This window comes from Myceligenerans cantabricum, from assembly GCF_054777735.1.
The window spans coordinates 254,089-271,366 of the sequence record NZ_BAAHAJ010000013.1; the positions used below are offsets into that span (position 1 = coordinate 254,089).

At 69.7% G+C, this 17,278-nt stretch carries 16 protein-coding genes; 11 read left to right on the forward strand and 5 right to left on the reverse strand.

What is annotated here, in order from left to right; all coding sequences use genetic code 11:
- Positions 1 to 67: 67 nt before the first annotated feature.
- Entirely contained in the window at positions 68 to 1,810 is a 1,743-nt protein-coding gene (locus tag ACYU96_RS18285; RefSeq protein ID WP_460756777.1) for an RNB domain-containing ribonuclease, read from the forward strand.
- Between the two features lie 5 nt (positions 1,811 to 1,815).
- Here the strand turns inward: ACYU96_RS18285 and ACYU96_RS18290 are convergent, their stop codons facing one another.
- Positions 1,816 to 2,919, reverse strand: a complete 1,104-nt coding sequence (locus ACYU96_RS18290; RefSeq protein ID WP_460756780.1) for an endonuclease/exonuclease/phosphatase family protein — start codon at positions 2,917 to 2,919, stop codon at positions 1,816 to 1,818.
- Between the two features lie 47 nt (positions 2,920 to 2,966).
- Here ACYU96_RS18290 and ACYU96_RS18295 point away from each other — a divergent pair, with 47 nt between their 5' ends.
- The 5 genes from ACYU96_RS18295 to purM all read left to right on the forward strand — a co-directional run bounded on the left by ACYU96_RS18295 (position 2,967) and on the right by purM (position 10,912).
- Positions 2,967 to 3,335 carry a sterol carrier family protein gene (locus tag ACYU96_RS18295; protein WP_460756782.1) on the forward strand — a complete coding sequence of 123 codons (369 nt, stop codon included), beginning with the start codon at positions 2,967 to 2,969 and terminating at the stop codon, positions 3,333 to 3,335.
- A gap of 201 nt (positions 3,336 to 3,536) precedes the next feature.
- A complete protein-coding gene (locus ACYU96_RS18300) occupies positions 3,537 to 7,577 on the forward strand; it encodes an ExeM/NucH family extracellular endonuclease (RefSeq protein WP_460756785.1) in 4,041 nt (1,346 codons plus the stop codon).
- Between the two features lie 139 nt (positions 7,578 to 7,716).
- On the forward strand, positions 7,717 to 8,079 hold the full coding sequence (locus ACYU96_RS18305; protein ID WP_460756787.1) for a hypothetical protein: 363 nt from the start codon (positions 7,717 to 7,719) through the stop codon (positions 8,077 to 8,079).
- A 94-nt stretch (positions 8,080 to 8,173) separates the two neighbouring features.
- Positions 8,174 to 9,721: an amidophosphoribosyltransferase gene (gene purF, locus ACYU96_RS18310; RefSeq protein ID WP_460756790.1), complete on the forward strand. Its 1,548-nt coding sequence runs from the start codon at positions 8,174 to 8,176 to the stop codon at positions 9,719 to 9,721.
- Between the two features lie 81 nt (positions 9,722 to 9,802).
- Positions 9,803 to 10,912, forward strand: coding sequence for a phosphoribosylformylglycinamidine cyclo-ligase (purM, locus tag ACYU96_RS18315; RefSeq protein ID WP_460756793.1), 1,110 nt, complete (start codon positions 9,803 to 9,805; stop codon positions 10,910 to 10,912).
- A 216-nt stretch (positions 10,913 to 11,128) separates the two neighbouring features.
- On the opposite strand, the gene ACYU96_RS18320 is transcribed toward purM, so the two are convergent.
- The gene (locus tag ACYU96_RS18320; RefSeq protein ID WP_460756796.1) at positions 11,129 to 11,446 is read right to left on the reverse strand and encodes a DUF3073 domain-containing protein; all 318 of its coding nucleotides are present in this window, start codon (positions 11,444 to 11,446) and stop codon (positions 11,129 to 11,131) included.
- 437 nt (positions 11,447 to 11,883) lie between these two features.
- Here ACYU96_RS18320 and ACYU96_RS18325 point away from each other — a divergent pair, with 437 nt between their 5' ends.
- Entirely contained in the window at positions 11,884 to 12,093 is a 210-nt protein-coding gene (locus ACYU96_RS18325; protein ID WP_460756798.1) for a BldC family transcriptional regulator, read from the forward strand.
- Between the two features lie 52 nt (positions 12,094 to 12,145).
- On the opposite strand, the gene ACYU96_RS18330 is transcribed toward ACYU96_RS18325, so the two are convergent.
- The 3 genes from ACYU96_RS18330 to ACYU96_RS18340 form a co-directional block, all read right to left on the reverse strand.
- Complete coding sequence (locus tag ACYU96_RS18330; protein WP_460756801.1) at positions 12,146 to 12,484, reverse strand: DUF3618 domain-containing protein; 339 nt, start codon at positions 12,482 to 12,484, stop codon at positions 12,146 to 12,148.
- On the reverse strand, positions 12,481 to 12,909 hold the full coding sequence (locus ACYU96_RS18335; protein WP_460756803.1) for a phage holin family protein: 429 nt from the start codon (positions 12,907 to 12,909) through the stop codon (positions 12,481 to 12,483). Before ACYU96_RS18335 ends, ACYU96_RS18330 begins: the two co-directional genes overlap by 4 nt.
- 532 nt (positions 12,910 to 13,441) lie before the next feature.
- Positions 13,442 to 13,711, reverse strand: coding sequence for a hypothetical protein (locus tag ACYU96_RS18340; RefSeq protein WP_460756805.1), 270 nt, complete (start codon positions 13,709 to 13,711; stop codon positions 13,442 to 13,444).
- Between the two features lie 186 nt (positions 13,712 to 13,897).
- Between ACYU96_RS18340 and ACYU96_RS18345 the strand changes: the two genes are divergently transcribed.
- The 4 genes from ACYU96_RS18345 to ACYU96_RS18360 all read left to right on the forward strand — a co-directional run bounded on the left by ACYU96_RS18345 (position 13,898) and on the right by ACYU96_RS18360 (position 17,270).
- A complete protein-coding gene (locus tag ACYU96_RS18345; protein ID WP_460757074.1) occupies positions 13,898 to 14,098 on the forward strand; it encodes a hypothetical protein in 201 nt (66 codons plus the stop codon).
- A gap of 11 nt (positions 14,099 to 14,109) precedes the next feature.
- A complete protein-coding gene (locus tag ACYU96_RS18350; protein WP_460757068.1) occupies positions 14,110 to 14,616 on the forward strand; it encodes a DUF6879 family protein in 507 nt (168 codons plus the stop codon).
- 1 nt (position 14,617) lies between these two features.
- Positions 14,618 to 15,442 carry a helix-turn-helix domain-containing protein gene (locus ACYU96_RS18355; protein ID WP_460756808.1) on the forward strand — a complete coding sequence of 275 codons (825 nt, stop codon included), beginning with the start codon at positions 14,618 to 14,620 and terminating at the stop codon, positions 15,440 to 15,442.
- Between the two features lie 97 nt (positions 15,443 to 15,539).
- A complete protein-coding gene (locus tag ACYU96_RS18360; protein WP_460756811.1) occupies positions 15,540 to 17,270 on the forward strand; it encodes an ATP-dependent nuclease in 1,731 nt (576 codons plus the stop codon).
- Positions 17,271 to 17,278 lie beyond the last annotated feature (8 nt).

A 17,278-nucleotide genomic window follows, 5' to 3' on the forward strand; every position in this document is an offset into this window, starting at 1 on the left:
ACACCGGGACGGCGGCCGGTTTCGCTGTCGAGTCGCGAGTTCTGACGCACGCTGTAGTTTCGGCAGCATGCCGAACCGTCAGATGCGCATCGCGCCCGCCACGCCCGACAGCCTCGTCGGAGCCCTCGCCGCGCTGCGTACCGAGACCGGGCTCCCGCCGATGTTTCCCGCGGACGTCCTCGAGGAGGCGCGTGCCGCCGCCGAGCGGACGGTCGTCCCGGAACCGGACGGTGGAGAGGCCGGCCCGGCGCGCCAGGACCGGCGTGACATCGAGCTGGTCACCATCGACCCCTCCGGTGCCAAGGACCTCGACCAGGCCGTGCACGTGGCCCGGTCGGGCGACGGCTACATCGTCCGGTACGCCATCGCCGACCTCGGCGTCTTCGTGGAGCCGTCCGGCGTCCTGGACGCCGAGGTGCACCGCCGGGGCCTGACGGTCTACGGCCCGGACACGAACACCCCCCTGCACCCGAAGGAGCTCTCCGAGGGCGCGGCCAGCCTGCTGCCCGACGAGGACCGGCCGGCCGCCCTGTGGACGATCGGGCTGGACGCGCACGGCGAGCTCACGTCGGCCACGGTCGTGCGTGCGGTGGTCACCAGCCGCGACCGGCTCACGTACGCGGAGGTGCAGGCGGCCCTGGACGACGGGACGGCGAGCGAGTCGCTACGGCTCCTCGCCGACGTCGGCCGCCTGCGGCAGGAGCGCGAGCGGGACCGTGGCGGTCTCTCGCTGGACGTCCCCGAGCAGGAGGTGCAGCGGGCCGACGACGGCTCGTTCGCCCTGCGCTTCCGCCGCAACCTGCCCGTGGAGGGGTGGAACGCACAGATCTCGCTGCTCACCGGGATGGCTGCGGCGACGATGATGCGCGGGGCAGGTGTCGGTGTGCTGCGTACGCTGCCCGAGGCCGACGAGCGCGACGTGGCCCGGCTGCGGCGCACGGCGCGGGCGCTGGGCATCGACTGGCCGGACGGTATGCCGTACGGCGACGTGCTCCGCACGCTCGAGTCGCGCGTGCCGCAGCACGCGGCATTCCTCAACGAGGCGACGACGTTGTTCCGCGGGGCCGGGTACGTGGCGTTCGGCCATGCCGGCCAGGACGGTTCCGGTACGGTCCCCGTCCCGGACGACACCCGCCACCACGCGATCGCGGCCGACTACGCGCACGTGACCGCCCCGCTGCGCCGCCTCGTGGACCGCTACACGACGGAGATCTGCCTCGCCGTCGCCGCCGGCGAACCGGTGCCGGGCTGGGTCCGGTCCGCGATCGGGGCGCTCCCGGATGAGATGGCCGCGGCCGGACGCCGTGCGGCGGGCTTCGAGCGGGCCGTCGTGGAGATCCTCGAGGCGACGCTGCTCGCCGACCGGGTCGGCGAGACGTTCGACGGCGTGGTCGTGGACGTGGACGCCGACCGCGAGCGGGGCACCGTCGTCCTGGCCGACCCGGCGGTGGAGGCCACCATCACCGGGCACGGCCTGCCGCTCGGCTCGCGCGTGCGGGTGAGGCTGGCGGTGGCCGACATCGACGAGCACCGGGTCGAGTTCGTGCTCGCGAGCGGGATCGGGGGCGAGCCGAGTGCTGGGCGCGCCGGCCGGGCGCCGGTCGTGGAGTCCTCTGTCGTGGAGGCCGAGGAGCCGGCGGGCACCGGTGAGCCGGTGGAGGCCGCAGGCGGTCTCGGGCCGGGAGAGGATCCCGTGCCGGGCGGGCATCGCGCGCCGGGTGCTGAGGCCGCGCCGGGCGCGGGGGCTGCCGTGGGCGCCGCCGGGGCGGTGCTCGGCGCGCGGCGGCACGCCCAGGGAACCGTCCGCTGACGTACCTAGCTCACCACGATCGTGGACAGCACCGCGCGGTGGTCGGTGCCGGGCACGATCTGCGAGTGGACCTCGGCCACCTGCATCGCGTCGTCCACGACGACGTGGTCCAGGGCGACGAGCGCCGGGATCCGCGTGCCCAGCAGCGGGAGGGTCCTGCCCTCCGGCCAGGTGCGTTCGAGCCCGGCTCCCTTCTCCCGCCAGGCGTCGCGGAACCGGTCGCCGAGGATGTCGCGGAAGGACGCGTGGTCGTAGGTCGCGTTGAAGTCCCCGAGCATGATCTGCGCCGTCGTGTCCGAGCGCGCGGTGGCCCGCACGTCGCGCAGCTCGCGCTTCCACGTGTCCGTGTGGCCGGGCATGGGCGGCACGGGGTGGATGGAGCGGATCCGGACGTCCACGCCGCCGACGTCGACCACGGCGGACGGCATCGCGAACGTCGTCGACTCGCCCGCCCGCTCTCCGCCGAGCTTCAGCGCGGAGAACAGCCCGCTGCCGCCGGCGCCGCCGGTCTCCACCTTGCCGGTGACCTGGTGCGGCAGCAGCTTGCCGAGACCCTCGTCCATCAGGGCTCCCTCGAGCTCGGGGGTGAGCTCCTGGACCGCGAGCACCTCGACCTCGTCGGCCCGCACGGTCTCGACGATCCATGCGGGGTCCGCCGAGCCGTACAGCGCATTGACAGTCATGACCCGGAGCGTGCCCGCGTCGTCGGGGTCCGCGGTGACCGCCTGGTGCTCCGTGGGGACGAAGGCCGAGGCTGCGACGTAACCGCCCAGGGTCACGCACCCCATCAGGATCAGCGACAGCACGTACCGCCGGCCCATGACCGAGAGCACCACCAGCGGGACGGCGGCGAGCACGGCGTACGGGAAGAACGGGACCAGCTGAGCGACGGGGGTGATGCCGTCGTCGGGCATCGCGCGCGCACCGAGGACCGCCAGGACGGGGGCCGAGCAGCCCCACAGGAACCAGGTGACGATCCGTTGCCAGGTGGACGGGCCCTCGGGCTCGTCGTCGCCGTAGTAGTCCTCGTCGTCGTAGGTGCCAGGCCCATAACCGCGCGGGCCCGGAAACGCCGGTGGAGGCCCGTAAGCATCGGTGTTCTGGGTCATTCGCCGAAGAGTGCCACAACCTGGACCGGGGAATCTATGCTGTCCGCATGCCTCCCCGCCGTCGCACCGACCCAGCGACGGGCCGCACGGCGCTCCAGGCGTGGGCCGCGGGCTCGGCCGAACGGCGGGACGTCACGACGGCCGTCCGGTTCACGCTCGAGGAGCTGGCCGACGTCGCCCCTGGTAACTCCGTCGAAGTGCGCGTCCCGCCCGCCGGTGCCGTTCAGGCGGTGGCGGGTCCCCGCCATACCCGAGGCACCCCGCCGAACGTCGTCGAGACCGACCCGGAGACGTGGCTGGGGCTGGCGACAGGCCGTGTGAACTGGTCAGACGCCCTCTCCGACGGGCGGGTCACCGCGTCGGGGGAACGCGCGGACCTGTCGCTCCTCCTCCCGCTGCTCCTCCGGCTGGGGTGACGTGATACCGCCTCGGGCCGTGTGGATGTCGGTGACCCCCGCTACTGTCGCCGGTGCGTCAAGCGACACCGCCACTCCTGCCCACCCGGCCTGCGACGGGGGTTCTTCTCCCCGCCGTAACCGGTGGTTCACGGGGTGGTGATTGGTTTGGGTCTGTCCCCCTGGCCGCGGTAGCGGCCGGCTACTGCATAAGGAGTCAGCGTGATACCCAGCACGCTCCGGTCGTTCCGACCGGTCCCGCGACCGAAGCAGGCCGTCGCTGCCGGCCTGGCGGCCGCGCTCGCCCTGCCCATGACCGCGGCGCTCGCGACGCCCGCCTTCGCCGACGAGGCGGAGGTCACGCCGATCGCCGAGATCCAGGGCACCGGCGACACCTCGCCCCTGGCCGGCGAGACCGTCACGACCCGCGGCGTCGTGACCGCGGCCTACCCCACCGGTGGGTTCAACGGCCTCTATCTCCAGACGGCCGGCACCGGTGGAGACCCGGCCGGCGACCCGACGCCGGGCGCGTCGGACGGCGTCTTCGTCTACTCCGCGGCCGCGGCGTCCGAGCTCTCCGTCGGTGACTCGGTCGAGGTCACCGGCGCCGTCTCCGAGTACAACGGCCTGACCGAGATCACGCCGGGCTCGTGGACGGTGCTCGACGACGGCGCTGCCGTCGAACCGCTCGCCACCACCTGGCCCACCGACGACGCCGCACGGGAGGCCCTCGAGGGCATGCTCCTGGCACCGCAGGGCGAGTTCACGGTCACGGACAACTACGAGACGAACTACTACGGCACCGTCGGCCTGGCCGCCGGGGACTCGCCGCTGGTCCAGCCCACGTCGGTGGGCCGGCCGCTCTCGGCCGAGTACGAGGCGCAGATCGCCGACAACGCCGCCCGCGGGGTCCTGCTCGACGACGGGGCCTCGTGGAACTACAGCTCCGCGTCGAACAGGTCCGCGCCGCTGCCCTGGCTGACCGGCGGCGGCCCGGTGCGCGTGGGCGCCCCGGTCGAGTTCACCGCGCCGGTGGTGCTCGACTACCGCTACGACGCCTGGGGCCTGCAGCCGCAGGGCCAGCTGACCCCGGACACCGCCGATGCCGTGCAGCCGGCCGTCTTCGAGGACACCCGCGAGGCCGCTCCCGCCGAGGTGGGCGGGACACTGCAGGTCGGCACGTTCAACGTGCTGAACTACTTCACCACCACGGGTGACGAGCTCGAGGGCTGCACCTACTACACCGACCGTGCGGGCGACCCGGTCTCCGTCTCGGGTGGCTGCGACGCCCGCGGCGCCGCCGAGGACGAGGACCTGGAGCGCCAGCAGGCGAAGATCGTCGAAGCGATCTCCGCGCTCGGGGCCGACGTCGTCTCCCTCGAGGAGATCGAGAACTCGCTGCACTTCCTCGACAAGCCGCGCGACCAGGCGCTCTCCGACCTCACCGACGCGCTCAACGCCGCCGACGGCGAGGGGACCTGGGCGTACGTCGAGTCACCCGCCGACGTGCCGGCGGACGAGGACGTCATCCGCAACGGGTTCGTCTACCGCGCGGCGGTGGCGGAGCCGGTGGGCGAGTCCGTGATCCTGACCGGGGACGAGGCCTTCGGTAACGCGCGCGAGCCGCTGGCGCAGGTCTTCCAGCCGGTGGGCGGCGCGGCCGACGCGAGCGACGACGTTCTCGTGGTCTCCAACCACTTCAAGTCCAAGGGGTCCGCCGGCCCGTGGCCGGGCGACGAGGACCAGGGCGACGGCCAGGGCAGCTCCAACGAGTCCCGCGTGCGCCAGGCGACCTCGCTGGTGGAGTTCGCCGAGGCGCAGGCGGACGCCGCGGGCACCGACAAGATCCTGCTGGTGGGCGACTTCAACGCCTACGACCTGGAGGACCCGATCCAGGTGATGACCGATGCCGGCTACGCCGACCTCGGGGCCGCCACCGGCGAGTACTCGTACAGCTACGGCGGCCAGGTCGGCTCGCTCGACCACGTGATGGCATCCCCGGGCGCCGTCGAGGTCGTGACCGGCACCGACATCTGGAACATCAACGCGTACGAGCCCGTGGCGAACGAGTACAGCCGCTACAACTACAACGCGACGATCCTCTACGACGAGACGCCGTTCCGGTCCTCGGACCACGACCCGGTCCTCGCCGGGCTCGACCTGGGCAGCGACACCGCGGAGCCCGGCACGACGACGATCGACCTCGTGGACATCAACGACTTCCACGGCCGGATCGACGGGAACACCGTCGCGTTCGCCGGGACCGTCGAGGAGCTCCGCGCGGAGAACCCGGACGCGACCGCGTTCGTCTCCGCCGGTGACAACATCGGCGCCTCCCTGTTCCCCTCGGCGCTCGCGCAGGACGTGCCGACGATCGACGTGCTGAACGCGCTCGGGCTGAGCGCGTCGGCGGTGGGCAACCACGAGTTCGACCAGGGGTTCGAGGACCTGACCGGTCGCGTCGCGGATGCGGCGGACTGGGACTACCTGGGTGCCAACGTCTACGACGAGGCCTCGGGCGAGCCCGCGCTGCCGGAGTTCTCGGTGCAGGAGATCGGCGGCGTCGACGTCGGCTTCGTCGGCGTCGTGACCGAGGAGACGCCCACCCTGGTCACCCCGGCCGGGATCGAAGGGCTCGAGTTCGGTGACCCGGTCGAGGCGATCAACCGCGTGACGGACGAGCTGCTCGACGGCGACGCGGCGAACGGCGAGGCCGACGTCGTGGTGGCCATGACCCACGACGGCGCGAGCATGGGGACCCCGGACGGTGCCACGCTCGAGGAGGAGGTCGCCGCCGGCGGCCCGTTCGCGGATCTCGTGCAGAACACCGACCCGCGGGTCGCGGCGATCTTCACGGGCCACACGCACAAGGAGTACGCGTGGGACGCCCCGGTGCCCGGCACCGACGGCGCGACCCGTCCGATCGTCCAGACCGGCGACTACGGTGCCAACGTGGGTCATGCGTCGCTCACCGTGGACACCGAGTCCTTCCAGGTCACGGACTACACGGTCGAGAACGTCGCCCGCACGGGGACGCCCGCCGCGGACCTGATCGCGACCTACCCGCGCGTCGCGGAGGTGGACGCGATCGTCCAGGCCGCCCTCGCGGAGGCCGAGGAGATCGGCGCGCAGCCGGTCGGTGAGATCACCGCGGACATCACGACCGCGTTCGCGGGCGGACAGTACACGGACGGCGTCTGGACCGGTGGCGACCGCGACGACCGCGCGTCGGAGTCGGCGCTCGGCAACCTCGTGGCGGACGCGCTCCGTGACTCGCTCGCGAGCGAGGAGCGGGGCGGTGCCGACCTCGGCGTGGTGAACCCGGGCGGTCTGCGCAGCGACCTGCTGTACGCGGCGTCGGGCGCCGAGGACGACGGCGTGGTCACGTATGCCGAGGCCAACGCCGTGCTGCCGTTCGTCAACAACCTCCTCACGGTCACCCTGACCGGCGAGCAGGTCGAGACGCTGCTGGAGCAGCAGTGGCAGACCGACGCGAACGGCGACCGTCCGTCGCGTCCTTACCTGGCGCTCGGGCTGTCGGACAACGTGTCGTACACGGCGACCACGAGCGACCCGAACGCCGAGCCGGGTGACAACGTCTCGTCGATCACCATCGACGGCGAGCCGCTCGACCCGGCCGCCGAGTACCGGGTCGCCACGTTCTCGTTCCTGATCTCCGGCGGTGACAACTTCCGGGTCTTCACCGAGGGGACCGACGTCCAGGACTCGGGCCTCGTGGACCGGGACGCCTGGATCCAGTACATCGAGGAGAACTCGCCGCTCGCGCCGTCGTTCGCGCGGACGCACGCCGTCGTCGACGCCCTGCCGGGCACGGTGACGGCGGGCGACGAGGTGGCCGTGGAGCTTTCGGCCCTCGACCTCACGTCGCTCGGCTCCCCGCAGAACACCGAGGCGGAGGCCTTCCTGGTCGCCGCGGGCGAGGACCCCGCCGAGGGCACCTCGCTCGGCACGTTCCCGGTGGCCGACGGCGCCACCTCGGCCACGGTGACGGTCCCGGCGGGCACGGTCGCGGGCGCGTACACGCTCCGCGTCGTGGCGGCGCCGTCCGGAACCAGCGTCGCGCTGCCGGTCACGATCGAGGACGCCGCGCCGTCGGCCCCCGCGTGGAAGCCCTGGAAGCTCTACTGGTGGGGCGACCAGGTGACCTACGGCGGCGAGCTCTACGAGGCGAAGCGCCCGAACATCCTCAGGATCCCGGGCACGGGAAAGAAGAGCTCTCCGTGGAGGCTCGTCACCGGATGAGTCCCGCTCGCTGAGCGAGCTCCGGCGAACGGCCGGCCGGTCACGTCCCCGACCTTCCGGGGGACGTGACCGGCCGGCCGTCCGGCTTTCCTTCGGCGTCATGGCGGCACCGGCCCGCGCGATCTCTTAGGCTGTGGTCGTGAGCAACTCTGCCTCGAACGCGCCCCAGGACCCGCCCGCCCGGGACGACCTCGCCGGGGAGCTGCTGGGTGACGGGGTCGAGTTGCACGACGTGGTCGATCCTGCGCAGGTGCGCCGCGCTCCCCGCTACGGACGGTTCCTGGGCGCCGGCGTCATCGTCGGCCTCGTGATCGGCCTCGCCGTCGGCTACTACGTCGTGCAGACGCCGGAGGCGGAAGCGATGCTCAAGCCCGGCGTGTACGTCGTGGTGATCACCGCGTTCATGGTCACCTTCACGACGATCGCCGCGGGCCTGCTGGCAGTCCTGGCGGATCGCCGCAGCCTGCGCAAGTACGACCACGTCCGGCGGACGTCTCGCTGAGCGGCGGCGCGGCGCGGCGAAGCGGTCGGGTACGTCACAGCCCGGGTCGCGGACGTCGCGCCGGAGCGGCGCGGGTGCATGGGATACTGACGGCATGCCTCTGCGCCCGGACGGCCATCTGAACCACGACCTGATGCCCGGGGAGAAGGGCCCCCAGGACGCCTGCGGCGTCTTCGGGGTGTGGGCCCCCGGCGAGGAGGTCGCCAAGCTCTCGTACTTCGGCCTGTACGCGCTCCAGCACCGCGGGCAGGAGTCCGCCGGCATCGCGACCAGCAACGGCGACCAGATCCTCGTCTACAAGGACATGGGCCTCGTGTCCCAGGTCTTCGACGAGACCGCGCTCAACGCGCTGACCGGCCACATCGCCCTGGGCCACTGCCGGTACTCCACGACGGGCGGGGTGACGTGGGAGAACGCGCAGCCCACGCTCGGCCCGACGGCGTCCGGGACGGTAGCCCTCGGCCACAACGGCAACCTGACCAACACCGCGGAGCTCGTCGACCTCGTGGCCGAGCGGTACGGCGCCCAGCGCCGTGGTGAGCTGGCCCGCGGCAACACGACCGACACCGCGCTCGTCACCGCCCTGCTGGCCGGCGACGCCGACCACACGCTCGAGGCGACGGCCCTCGAGGTGCTCCCACGGCTCCGTGGCGCGTTCTCGCTGGTGTTCATGGACGAGAAGACCCTCTACGCCGCCCGGGACCCGCAGGGTGTGCGCCCGCTGGTGCTGGGCCGCCTGGAGCGCGGCTGGGTGGTGGCCTCGGAGACACCCGCGCTGGACATCGTCGGCGCCTCCTACGTGCGCGACGTCGAGCCCGGTGAGCTGATCCGCATCGACGCCGAAGGGCTCCGCTCCACGCGCTTCGCGTCCGCCGAGCGGGCGAGCTGCGTCTTCGAGTACGTCTACCTGGCCCGGCCGGACCACACGCTGAACGGCCGCTCCGTGCACGCGGCGCGCGTCGAGATGGGGCGGGAGCTCGCCCGGGAGCACCCGGTCGACGCGGACCTCGTCATCCCGACGCCGGAGTCGGGCACGCCCGCCGCGATCGGCTACGCCACCGAGTCCGGCATCCCGTTCGGGCAGGGGCTCACCAAGAACGCCTACGTCGGGCGCACGTTCATCCAGCCCTCGGACACGCTCCGCCAGCTCGGTATCCGGCTCAAGCTGAACCCGTTGCGCGAGAACGTGCGGGGCAAGCGGCTCGTCGTCGTCGACGACTCGATCGTGCGCGGGAACACGCAGCGGGCGCTGATCCGGATGCTGCGCGAGGCCGGCGCGGCCGAGGTGCACGTGCGGATCTCGTCACCACCGGTGAAGTGGCCATGCTTCTACGGCATCGACTTCGCGTCGCGCGCCGAGCTGATCGCGAACGGGCTCGGCCCCGACGAGATCGGCCAGTCGCTCGGCGCCGACAGCCTCGGCTACATCTCGACCGAGGGCATGATCGCCGCGACCGAGCAGCCCTCGTCCCAGCTCTGTGCGGCCTGCTTCACGGGCAGGTACCCGATCGAGCTGCCGCCGGACGACCAGCTGGGCAAGTATCTGCTCGAGCAGGCCGAGCTCCCGCTGGGTGCGCCGGAGGACGGCCTGTCGACCCTCGCGGTGTCCGCCGGCGGAGCCGGCGCGCTCGAGCATCCCTGAGGCGAACGGCACCTGGCCGCACCGCCGCGCCACGGCCACCGTCGTACCCCGAAGACCGACCCGACCAGTGATGGAGTACCAGTGACATCCGAAGGGCTCACCTACGCGGCCGCAGGCGTCGACACCGAGGCCGGCGACAAGGCCGTCGAGCTGATGAAGGACGCCGTGCGGCGCACGCAGGGCCCCGCCGTGCTGGGTGGCGTCGGCGGGTTCGCCGGGCTGTACGACATGTCGGCGTTCCGGGACTACCGGGCGCCGCTGCTCGCCACCTCCACCGACGGTGTCGGCACGAAGGTGGCGATCGCGCAGGCGCTCGACAAGCACGACACGATCGGGTTCGACCTCGTCGGCATGGTCGTGGACGACATCGTCGTGGTGGGTGCGAAGCCGTTGTTCATGACCGACTACATCGCCACGGGCAAGGTCGTTCCGGAGCGGGTCGCGGACGTCGTGCGGGGGATCGCGCAGGCGTGCGAGGTGGCCGGGACGGCCCTCGTAGGCGGCGAGACCGCCGAGCACCCCGGCCTGCTGGACCCCGACGAGTACGACGTCGCAGGCGCCGCCACGGGCATCGTGGAGGCCGACGACGTCCTGGGGCCGGACCGGGTGCGCGAGGGCGACGTCCTGATCGCGATGGCCTCCTCCGGTCTCCACTCGAACGGGTACTCGCTGGTGCGCGCCGTGGTGCGGCATGCCGGATGGGAGCTGGACCGGCAGGTCGAGGAGCTCGGGCGCACGCTGGGCGAGGAGCTGCTGGAGCCGACGCGCGTGTACGCGAGCGACGTCCTCGCCCTGGCCGCCGACGACGCCGCACGGGTGCACGCCTTCACGCACGTGACCGGGGGCGGCCTCGCCGCGAACCTGGCGCGCGTGCTGCCCGCCGGGACGGTGGCCGTCGTGGACCGCGCCTCGTGGACGATGCCGGCGGTGTTCCGGATGGTGCGGGAGCTGGGCGGCGTCCCGCGTGCCGACCTCGAGAGCACATTGAACCTGGGGGTCGGGATGGTCGCCGTGGTGGACGCGGAGGGGGCCGACGCCACCCTGCGGCGACTGGCCGCGCTCGACGTGCCGGCCTGGGTGCTGGGCCGCGTGGAGGCGCTCGACGCCGCTGCCGGGGCGACGGAGGACCTCGTGGTCGGCACGAAGGGCGTGCAGGGAGGTTCGGTCCGCCTCGTGAACGACTACCGGTGACGGCTGCCGGGACGACTACCGGTGACGGCGTGCAGAACGCCGACCAGGGCTGTGGTGCTCGGATGCGTTCACCGGCCCTGGGGCCTCTACTGGGGAACGGCGCATCCGCGCACTGCAGGACCGGCCGGCGTTCGCATGCTTCACAATGCCCTCACATGCGGCGGGCGGACTGACGACTACTGCGGGGTGCCGACGTCGACGGTGCGAGCTCTGGTGTCAATGCTCTTTGTGCCCGTTCGAATCGTCGAAGTCAGCCCAGTCGGCGTAGCGATTGTCGTAGTCCTCACCCCCGGAGGCATCCCAGCGAGAATCGTCCGTCGCCACATCCGTGTGGGACTTCCCGCTTTGGAGCTCCTCCTCAAGGGCGTGGTAGTTGGTCTCAGGGCTGTAGTACTTCAGCGCTCGAGCAACCTTGGTCTGCTTTGCCTTCTGACGGCCGCGGCCCATGGCTCCGACCCCCTCAACGTAGGAGCGGGGCGGCCACGTACATCGGACGTGCGGCCCCGGTGTGTGCTTGTTCTGTCCAGGCTCCAACGGTACATGGTTGTACGCGGTTTCCTCCAGTCTGGACGTGGGATTCGTCCGATGCGCTGGTGATCTTGAGCACCATTCCCGCCAGGACGGGCCGGACGGGCCGACCTGACGTCGTGTCGTGGTCTGTCGTGACCTACGTGACATGACAGCGTTCGCGTGTCGCGAACTGGCCTCGCCGGCGGGTTGGTAGTCAGGTGATGCAAGGTGATGGTAGAAGGTAGCGACAAATGGCGACGAATCGTTACCAGGCCGGGGTTTCGCGCTATGGTTGCGTGGTTGGGCGTTCCGTTGCGGTGAGACGCGTCGGAGAATGTGAGCGAAATGAGTCCGCTCCCAAGTCGCCTAAATCGTGTTTGCTGCTAACAATGGTGAGAGAGCGGGAGCCGTCAAGAACCTGGTGCCGCCAGGGCCGGCGCCGTTCCGGAGGAGGTGCAGGGATGTCCATCCACGGAGAATCCGAGGTCCTGCTCACGCCTGCCGAGGTAGCGAGCTTGTTCCGTGTAGACCCCAAGACAGTTACGCGTTGGGCAAAAGCGGGAAAGCTTTCTTCGATCCGCACGCTCGGTGGACACCGCCGGTACAAGGAGTCCGAGGTTCGGGCGCTGCTTGGCGCAGCGGCCGAGAGTCCCGAAGACACCGACGCGTAGCCGACGAGGTCGGCAGGCAGTGGATGACGGCGCGCCCGGGTGCTGCCCCAGCTCAGCCCCGCGCGCGCCGCAGGACCACCACAGCGACCGTGACCGCGCTCAAGGCCACCAGGCCCAGCGTGGTGCCCACGATTAGCTTGGTGTTTCGAGCCCGGTGCTCCTCAGGCACCGGGCTCTTCTTTTCCTTCTGGAGCTTTCCGGCCGCCCGGCTGCCGGCGCCCGCGGCCGCCTGTCTCGCGCTCTGGGCGATGCGGTGCGCCTGGTGCGCGGGGTTGATCTTGAGTGTCAGCTCGTCGATCGTCGCGGCGAGCTCGGCGCGGGTGCGCAGCACCTCGGCCTCGAGCTCCACCTTGGAGGGCGGGCGCGGTGTCTGGCTCTTCTCGGTGCTCATCGCTGCAGCCCTTCCTGGATCCCCGTGCGGATGGTCGTGACGTCGTCCTTGATGCGCTGCACGCTGTCCGGCTTGCGGGTGCCCTTCTTCAGCAGGGCCTGGCCCACGAGCGCGAGGACCAGCGTCACGACGACCAGGAAGCCGCCGACGGCCAGCGCGGACAGCCACATGGGCCATACCGTGCCGAGGCCGTACACGGCGGCGAGGAGCAGTACCCCGATCCCGTACAGCAGCACCACCACGGCGCCGACCAGCAGGCCGACCCCGATCCCCGACTTCATCGCCTTGTTCGTGAGCTCCGCCCTGGCGAGGGCGATCTCCGCCCGCACCAGGCGCGATGCCTGCTCGCTGATGTGCTCGACGAGCCCGCCGAGCGACGTCGGGCGGCCCTGCGGCAGGGTGCCGTTCGTCGTGTCCTGAGTCATGTGCCCTCCCCGTGCGCGGCCCCGGAACCGGGCTTTGCGGTCGTGTGCCGCGCATTCGTTGAGGTCAACTCAACCCGCCGGGGAGGCGGAGGGCAATTCCAGAGGGCGGCGCGGCGTGGATTCCGGCCGCAGGGAGCGCGCCACGCCGCGCAATGTGAAGGCAATGTGGCGGTATGGCCATGAAGAGTTGGACGACCGACCAACTGTTGAGACGCCAGGAGTGAGACGAGCGCCTTCCGGGTGAACGCGCGAGGCGCGAAGCGCTGGACGGGCCGCAGGCGTTTTCCGGTGCTTGCCGCAGGCGCTCCAGATACGCCACAGGCCAGAGCCGTCATGGCTCTGGCCTGTGATCCTGAGGTGGCTCCGACCGGCGTCGATCCGGTGACCTTTCGATTTTCAGTCAGTCTTGGAGGTCCAGATGGTCTGGACAATCAGGATCAGTGAGGCCGACTGGCGCGGCGTGGATTCCGCTGCTGCCTGTAGCCGTCTGTCGCAGTCTGTGAGTGTAGACCCCCAGTTGGACCCCCGGCCGTCATCGCTCGTCCTCCTGGATCGCTGAGGACGGCACCACTACGACGCCGCTCCCGCCGTCGATGGGCACGCCCAGGTCCACGGTCGCCCATTCTGCACCAGACCCGACCAGGCGTCCAGCTCGCCCCGCGAACCGGCCAGCCACGATCCACACGCGCGTCCGCCGCAACCGCTCCACCCAGTCGTCCTCGCCGATGTGCCGCACGCAGAATGCCTCGCCGAGCTCTGCGACCCAGTCGCAGCCCGGCTCGCAGCACGGGGGCTCGGTCACGTGACGGATCGAAGGCGGGGGCGCGGTCGTCATGTCCACGAGCGTTCCACTGCGTGGCACTTGGCGACATGCAATTGCGCCAGTGAGAGCAATTGCGGGCTAGAGTGCATTCCGTCCGGCAGGGGTGACGTGCCAGACTTCCCGGGCAAGGTTCTGACCCCTGCACCACGAACGCATGGAGGAACGATGGACGTCGAGTTCATGTGGAAGGACAAGGAGTCGAAGACCGACAACTGCCCTGCGCTGTACCGGGCCGGCGGCGGATACATCGTCCAGGGCGTCAAGCTCGACGACGCGACCCGCGCCCAGCTCCGGCAGCTCGCCGACGACGAGGACGGCGTGTTCGTCCCTGCGAACGTGCTCGACCGCCTGCGAGGTGCACTCTGAAGGGCCGGGCGATCGACGGGGACGAGTTCCACGAGCTGACGCACAACTTCGCCGCGACCGCGCTCCGGTTCGAACAGCAGCCCGTCTACGCGAGCGACCTCGACGACCACTACGACGCGTTCCTTGTCGGTCGTGCCGAGTACCCGGCGGAGCTGGAGGGGTATGTCGCGTGGCTGGATCACGTCCGTGAACTGACCGCCGCGGGGAAGCGGATGGAGCGTGTCCGGGTCCAGGAGGACCCGCCCGGCGACTACCACCGCTACGCTCGCTGGGTCGGGCGGTGGAACGTCGAGGCGGGCGAGATCATCCACTACATCACCCGTGAGCAGGCCGAGGCGTCCGGACTCCTGCCCGCCGCTGGCGATGACGACTGGTGGCTTCTGGATGATTCGCGGTTGCTCGTCATGACGTTCGACGACGACGGCCAGATGATCGCTCGGCGTCTCGTGACTGACGACGACGCGCTCGGTCGGGCACGCGGACTCTGGGAGCTCGCGCTGCGCGCCGTACGCTCCTGACATGCCCGGACCGAGTCACCTCGAGAACCTGGGTCGGCGTCTGCGCGCTCTGCGCGTGGGCGCCGACCTCTCCGGCAAGGAGCTCGCCGCGGAGCTCGGATGGCCGGCGTCGAAGGTTTCCCGTATCGAGCTCGCCCGGCAGAACGCGTCCCCTGCCGACATTGACGCCTGGATCGCCGCGACCCGTGGACCCGAGCGTGAGCGCACTCACCTGCTCGGCCTGCTCGACCAAGCCCGCGAGGACCAGCACACGCACCGGCGGCGCGCCCGGCGCGGGCAGGCGCCCGTGCAGGCCGGATACAGCGCGCTGGTCCAGCGCTCGACCTGGATGCGTGAGTTCCACAACGTTGTCATCCCTGGGATGCTCCAGACCCCCGACTACGCCCGCGAGATCCTGACCGCTGCCGCACAGGCGCACGAGGTCCCGGTCGCCGACGTCGAGGAGGCCGTCGCCACGCGCATGGAGCGTCAGCGGTACCTGTATACGCCGCGCCGGTTCGAGTACGTCATCGCGGAACCGGTGCTGCGCTGGGGCCTCGTCCCGACCGCCGTCATGCGCCCCCAGCTCGACCGCTTGCAGTCCGTGATCGGCCTGCCGAACGTCCACCTCGGCATCCTGCCGTACGGCGCGACAAACGACGTGCCCACCCACATGTTTGAAATGTTCGACGACCTCGTCTGCGTCGAGACCACCTCGCGCGAGCACCGCTACACCGGGGCCGAGGCTCAGGTGTACCTCCGGACCTTCACCACGCTGCGCAAGGTCTCACTCACCGGCAACGACGCCCGCCACTTCCTGGCCGCGGTAGCCGAGGAGATGGCGTGACGACGTGGTGACCCGTGTCGCGCGGCGCGACCGGGGGCAGGTGCGTTCACCCACGAGCCCACGCCTCCCTCGGCGCAGCAAGCGATATCGTGCGGCCATGCGACCTACCGTGACCAAAGTTACTCTGAACTCGGCCGAGCAGTCTTTCGCCCCGGGAGCGGACGTAACGTTGATCGTTGGACCGAACAACGTCGGTAAGTCCGTCATCCTTGAGGGAATCAAAGCCGAGATTTCCACGCTGCCCTCGAAGCAGCCAGGCGCGGCATTCGGTCCCGTCGCAAGTGTTTCAGTCGAGATGCCTTCTCCCGGTGACTTCTTGAAGACCGTGCGTGAACGGTCCCGTTATTACGAGGCAGGAACACGCCAAAATGGCCACGTGTACCACGCCAATACGTATCTATATTCGGGTGCTGAATTTTCTGAAACTCAACTGCAGAATGCTTCTCGGCAGGACAGTCGATTCGGCACCGTCTCCTTGCTATTTCTGAAGCACCTCAGCGCAGAGGGTCGGGGATCGGTCCTAAGTAGCAGCGACGCTCCAGACCTTACCGAGCCTTTGGAGAATCTTTCGGCCGTCCAAGCGCTCTTCGGCGACCGCGGTCTGGAGGAAACGCTCAGTGGCTACATGAAGCGCGCGTTTGGCGTGCCGCTCTTGGTGAATCGCCACGCTGGGAGGAGGATGGGGATTCACGTCGGCTATGTCGCAATGGACGAGCCGAGGATGGGTGAACCAGGCGAATATCTGGACGAAGTCCTGAAACTCCCGAAGTTGGAGCACCAAGGCGAAGGGATCAGAGCCTTCATGGGAACCATCCTCACTTTGGTCACCGACCCGGGTGACATCATACTAATGGACGAGCCGGAGACGTTTCTGCACCCTCCTCAGGCTCGCCTTCTAGGTCAGGTAATCGCCGAAATCAGCTCCTCGGGGGGCCCGCAGGTCATCGTTGTCACTCACAGCAACGACTTTGTTCGGGGGGTAATCGACGCGTCGAGAGACATGGCCGAAGTCTCAGTGGTCCGTATCACACGGCCAGAGGACGCTTTGAATCATGCGGCTCAAGTCCCACCCGAGAGCATCCGGAGTCTCTACAGGGATCCTTTGATGCGATACTCTCGCGTTCTCGACGGAATCTTTTACAAGGGCGTCGTGCTTTGTGAAGGTGATTCAGACTGTACTTACTATTCTGCAACACTGGATGCGATCGAGTCTGCTGACGAGTTAGCGTCCTCCGATATGCTTTTCACGCACTGCAGTGGCAAGGGCCGACTTGTGCGTGCATACGGGGCCTTGAAGGCTGCCGCCGTACCCACTGCGGTCATTGCGGATATCGATATTCTGGAGAACCGGAATGAGTTTCAGCCTCTGTTCGAGGCAATGGGTGGCAGGTTTGCAGATATCGAGGATCACTACAATGCGATCATCTCACACGTGCGTGATGGTGGAGACCTGGTCACACGGGATGAGGTGCGCAAAGATGTCACCGAAATCATCGATGGTTCAAACGCTGAGGCTTTGTCGAATGGCGAAGTCGACGGGATTATTCGAACTGTGCGAGCGCCTTCCGGATGGAAGGCAATAAAGAGGAAGGGTCGGTTTGCTCTTGAAGGTGGCCCGGTGGGTGCTTTCGATCAGGTATTTGATGCCGCTCGGAGAATCGGGTTCTTCATCCTGCCAGTGGGCGAGCTTGAGAGTTTTCATCCGGAAGCCGGCCGGAGCAAGCAAGCCTGGTTGCGAGCCGTGCTGGAGGGGCAGCTATTCGCCAAGGAGTCTGGAGCATGGTCCCTGATCCGCGAAGTGCGCAGGTTTGTCAGTGACAGTCAGTAGGCCCATAT

Coding starts and splice junctions, on each gene's coding strand:
- ACYU96_RS18285 (WP_460756777.1), top strand. CDS start 68: ATGCCGAACCGTCAGATGCGCATCGCGCCCGCCACGCCCGACAGCCTC.
- ACYU96_RS18290 (WP_460756780.1), bottom strand. CDS start 2,919: ATGACCCAGAACACCGATGCTTACGGGCCTCCACCGGCGTTTCCGGGC.
- ACYU96_RS18295 (WP_460756782.1), top strand. CDS start 2,967: ATGCCTCCCCGCCGTCGCACCGACCCAGCGACGGGCCGCACGGCGCTC.
- purF (WP_460756790.1), top strand. CDS start 8,174: ATGCCTCTGCGCCCGGACGGCCATCTGAACCACGACCTGATGCCCGGG.
- ACYU96_RS18325 (WP_460756798.1), top strand. CDS start 11,884: ATGTCCATCCACGGAGAATCCGAGGTCCTGCTCACGCCTGCCGAGGTA.
- ACYU96_RS18330 (WP_460756801.1), bottom strand. CDS start 12,484: ATGAGCACCGAGAAGAGCCAGACACCGCGCCCGCCCTCCAAGGTGGAG.
- ACYU96_RS18335 (WP_460756803.1), bottom strand. CDS start 12,909: ATGACTCAGGACACGACGAACGGCACCCTGCCGCAGGGCCGCCCGACG.
- ACYU96_RS18345 (WP_460757074.1), top strand. CDS start 13,898: ATGGACGTCGAGTTCATGTGGAAGGACAAGGAGTCGAAGACCGACAAC.
- ACYU96_RS18355 (WP_460756808.1), top strand. CDS start 14,618: ATGCCCGGACCGAGTCACCTCGAGAACCTGGGTCGGCGTCTGCGCGCT.
- ACYU96_RS18360 (WP_460756811.1), top strand. CDS start 15,540: ATGCGACCTACCGTGACCAAAGTTACTCTGAACTCGGCCGAGCAGTCT.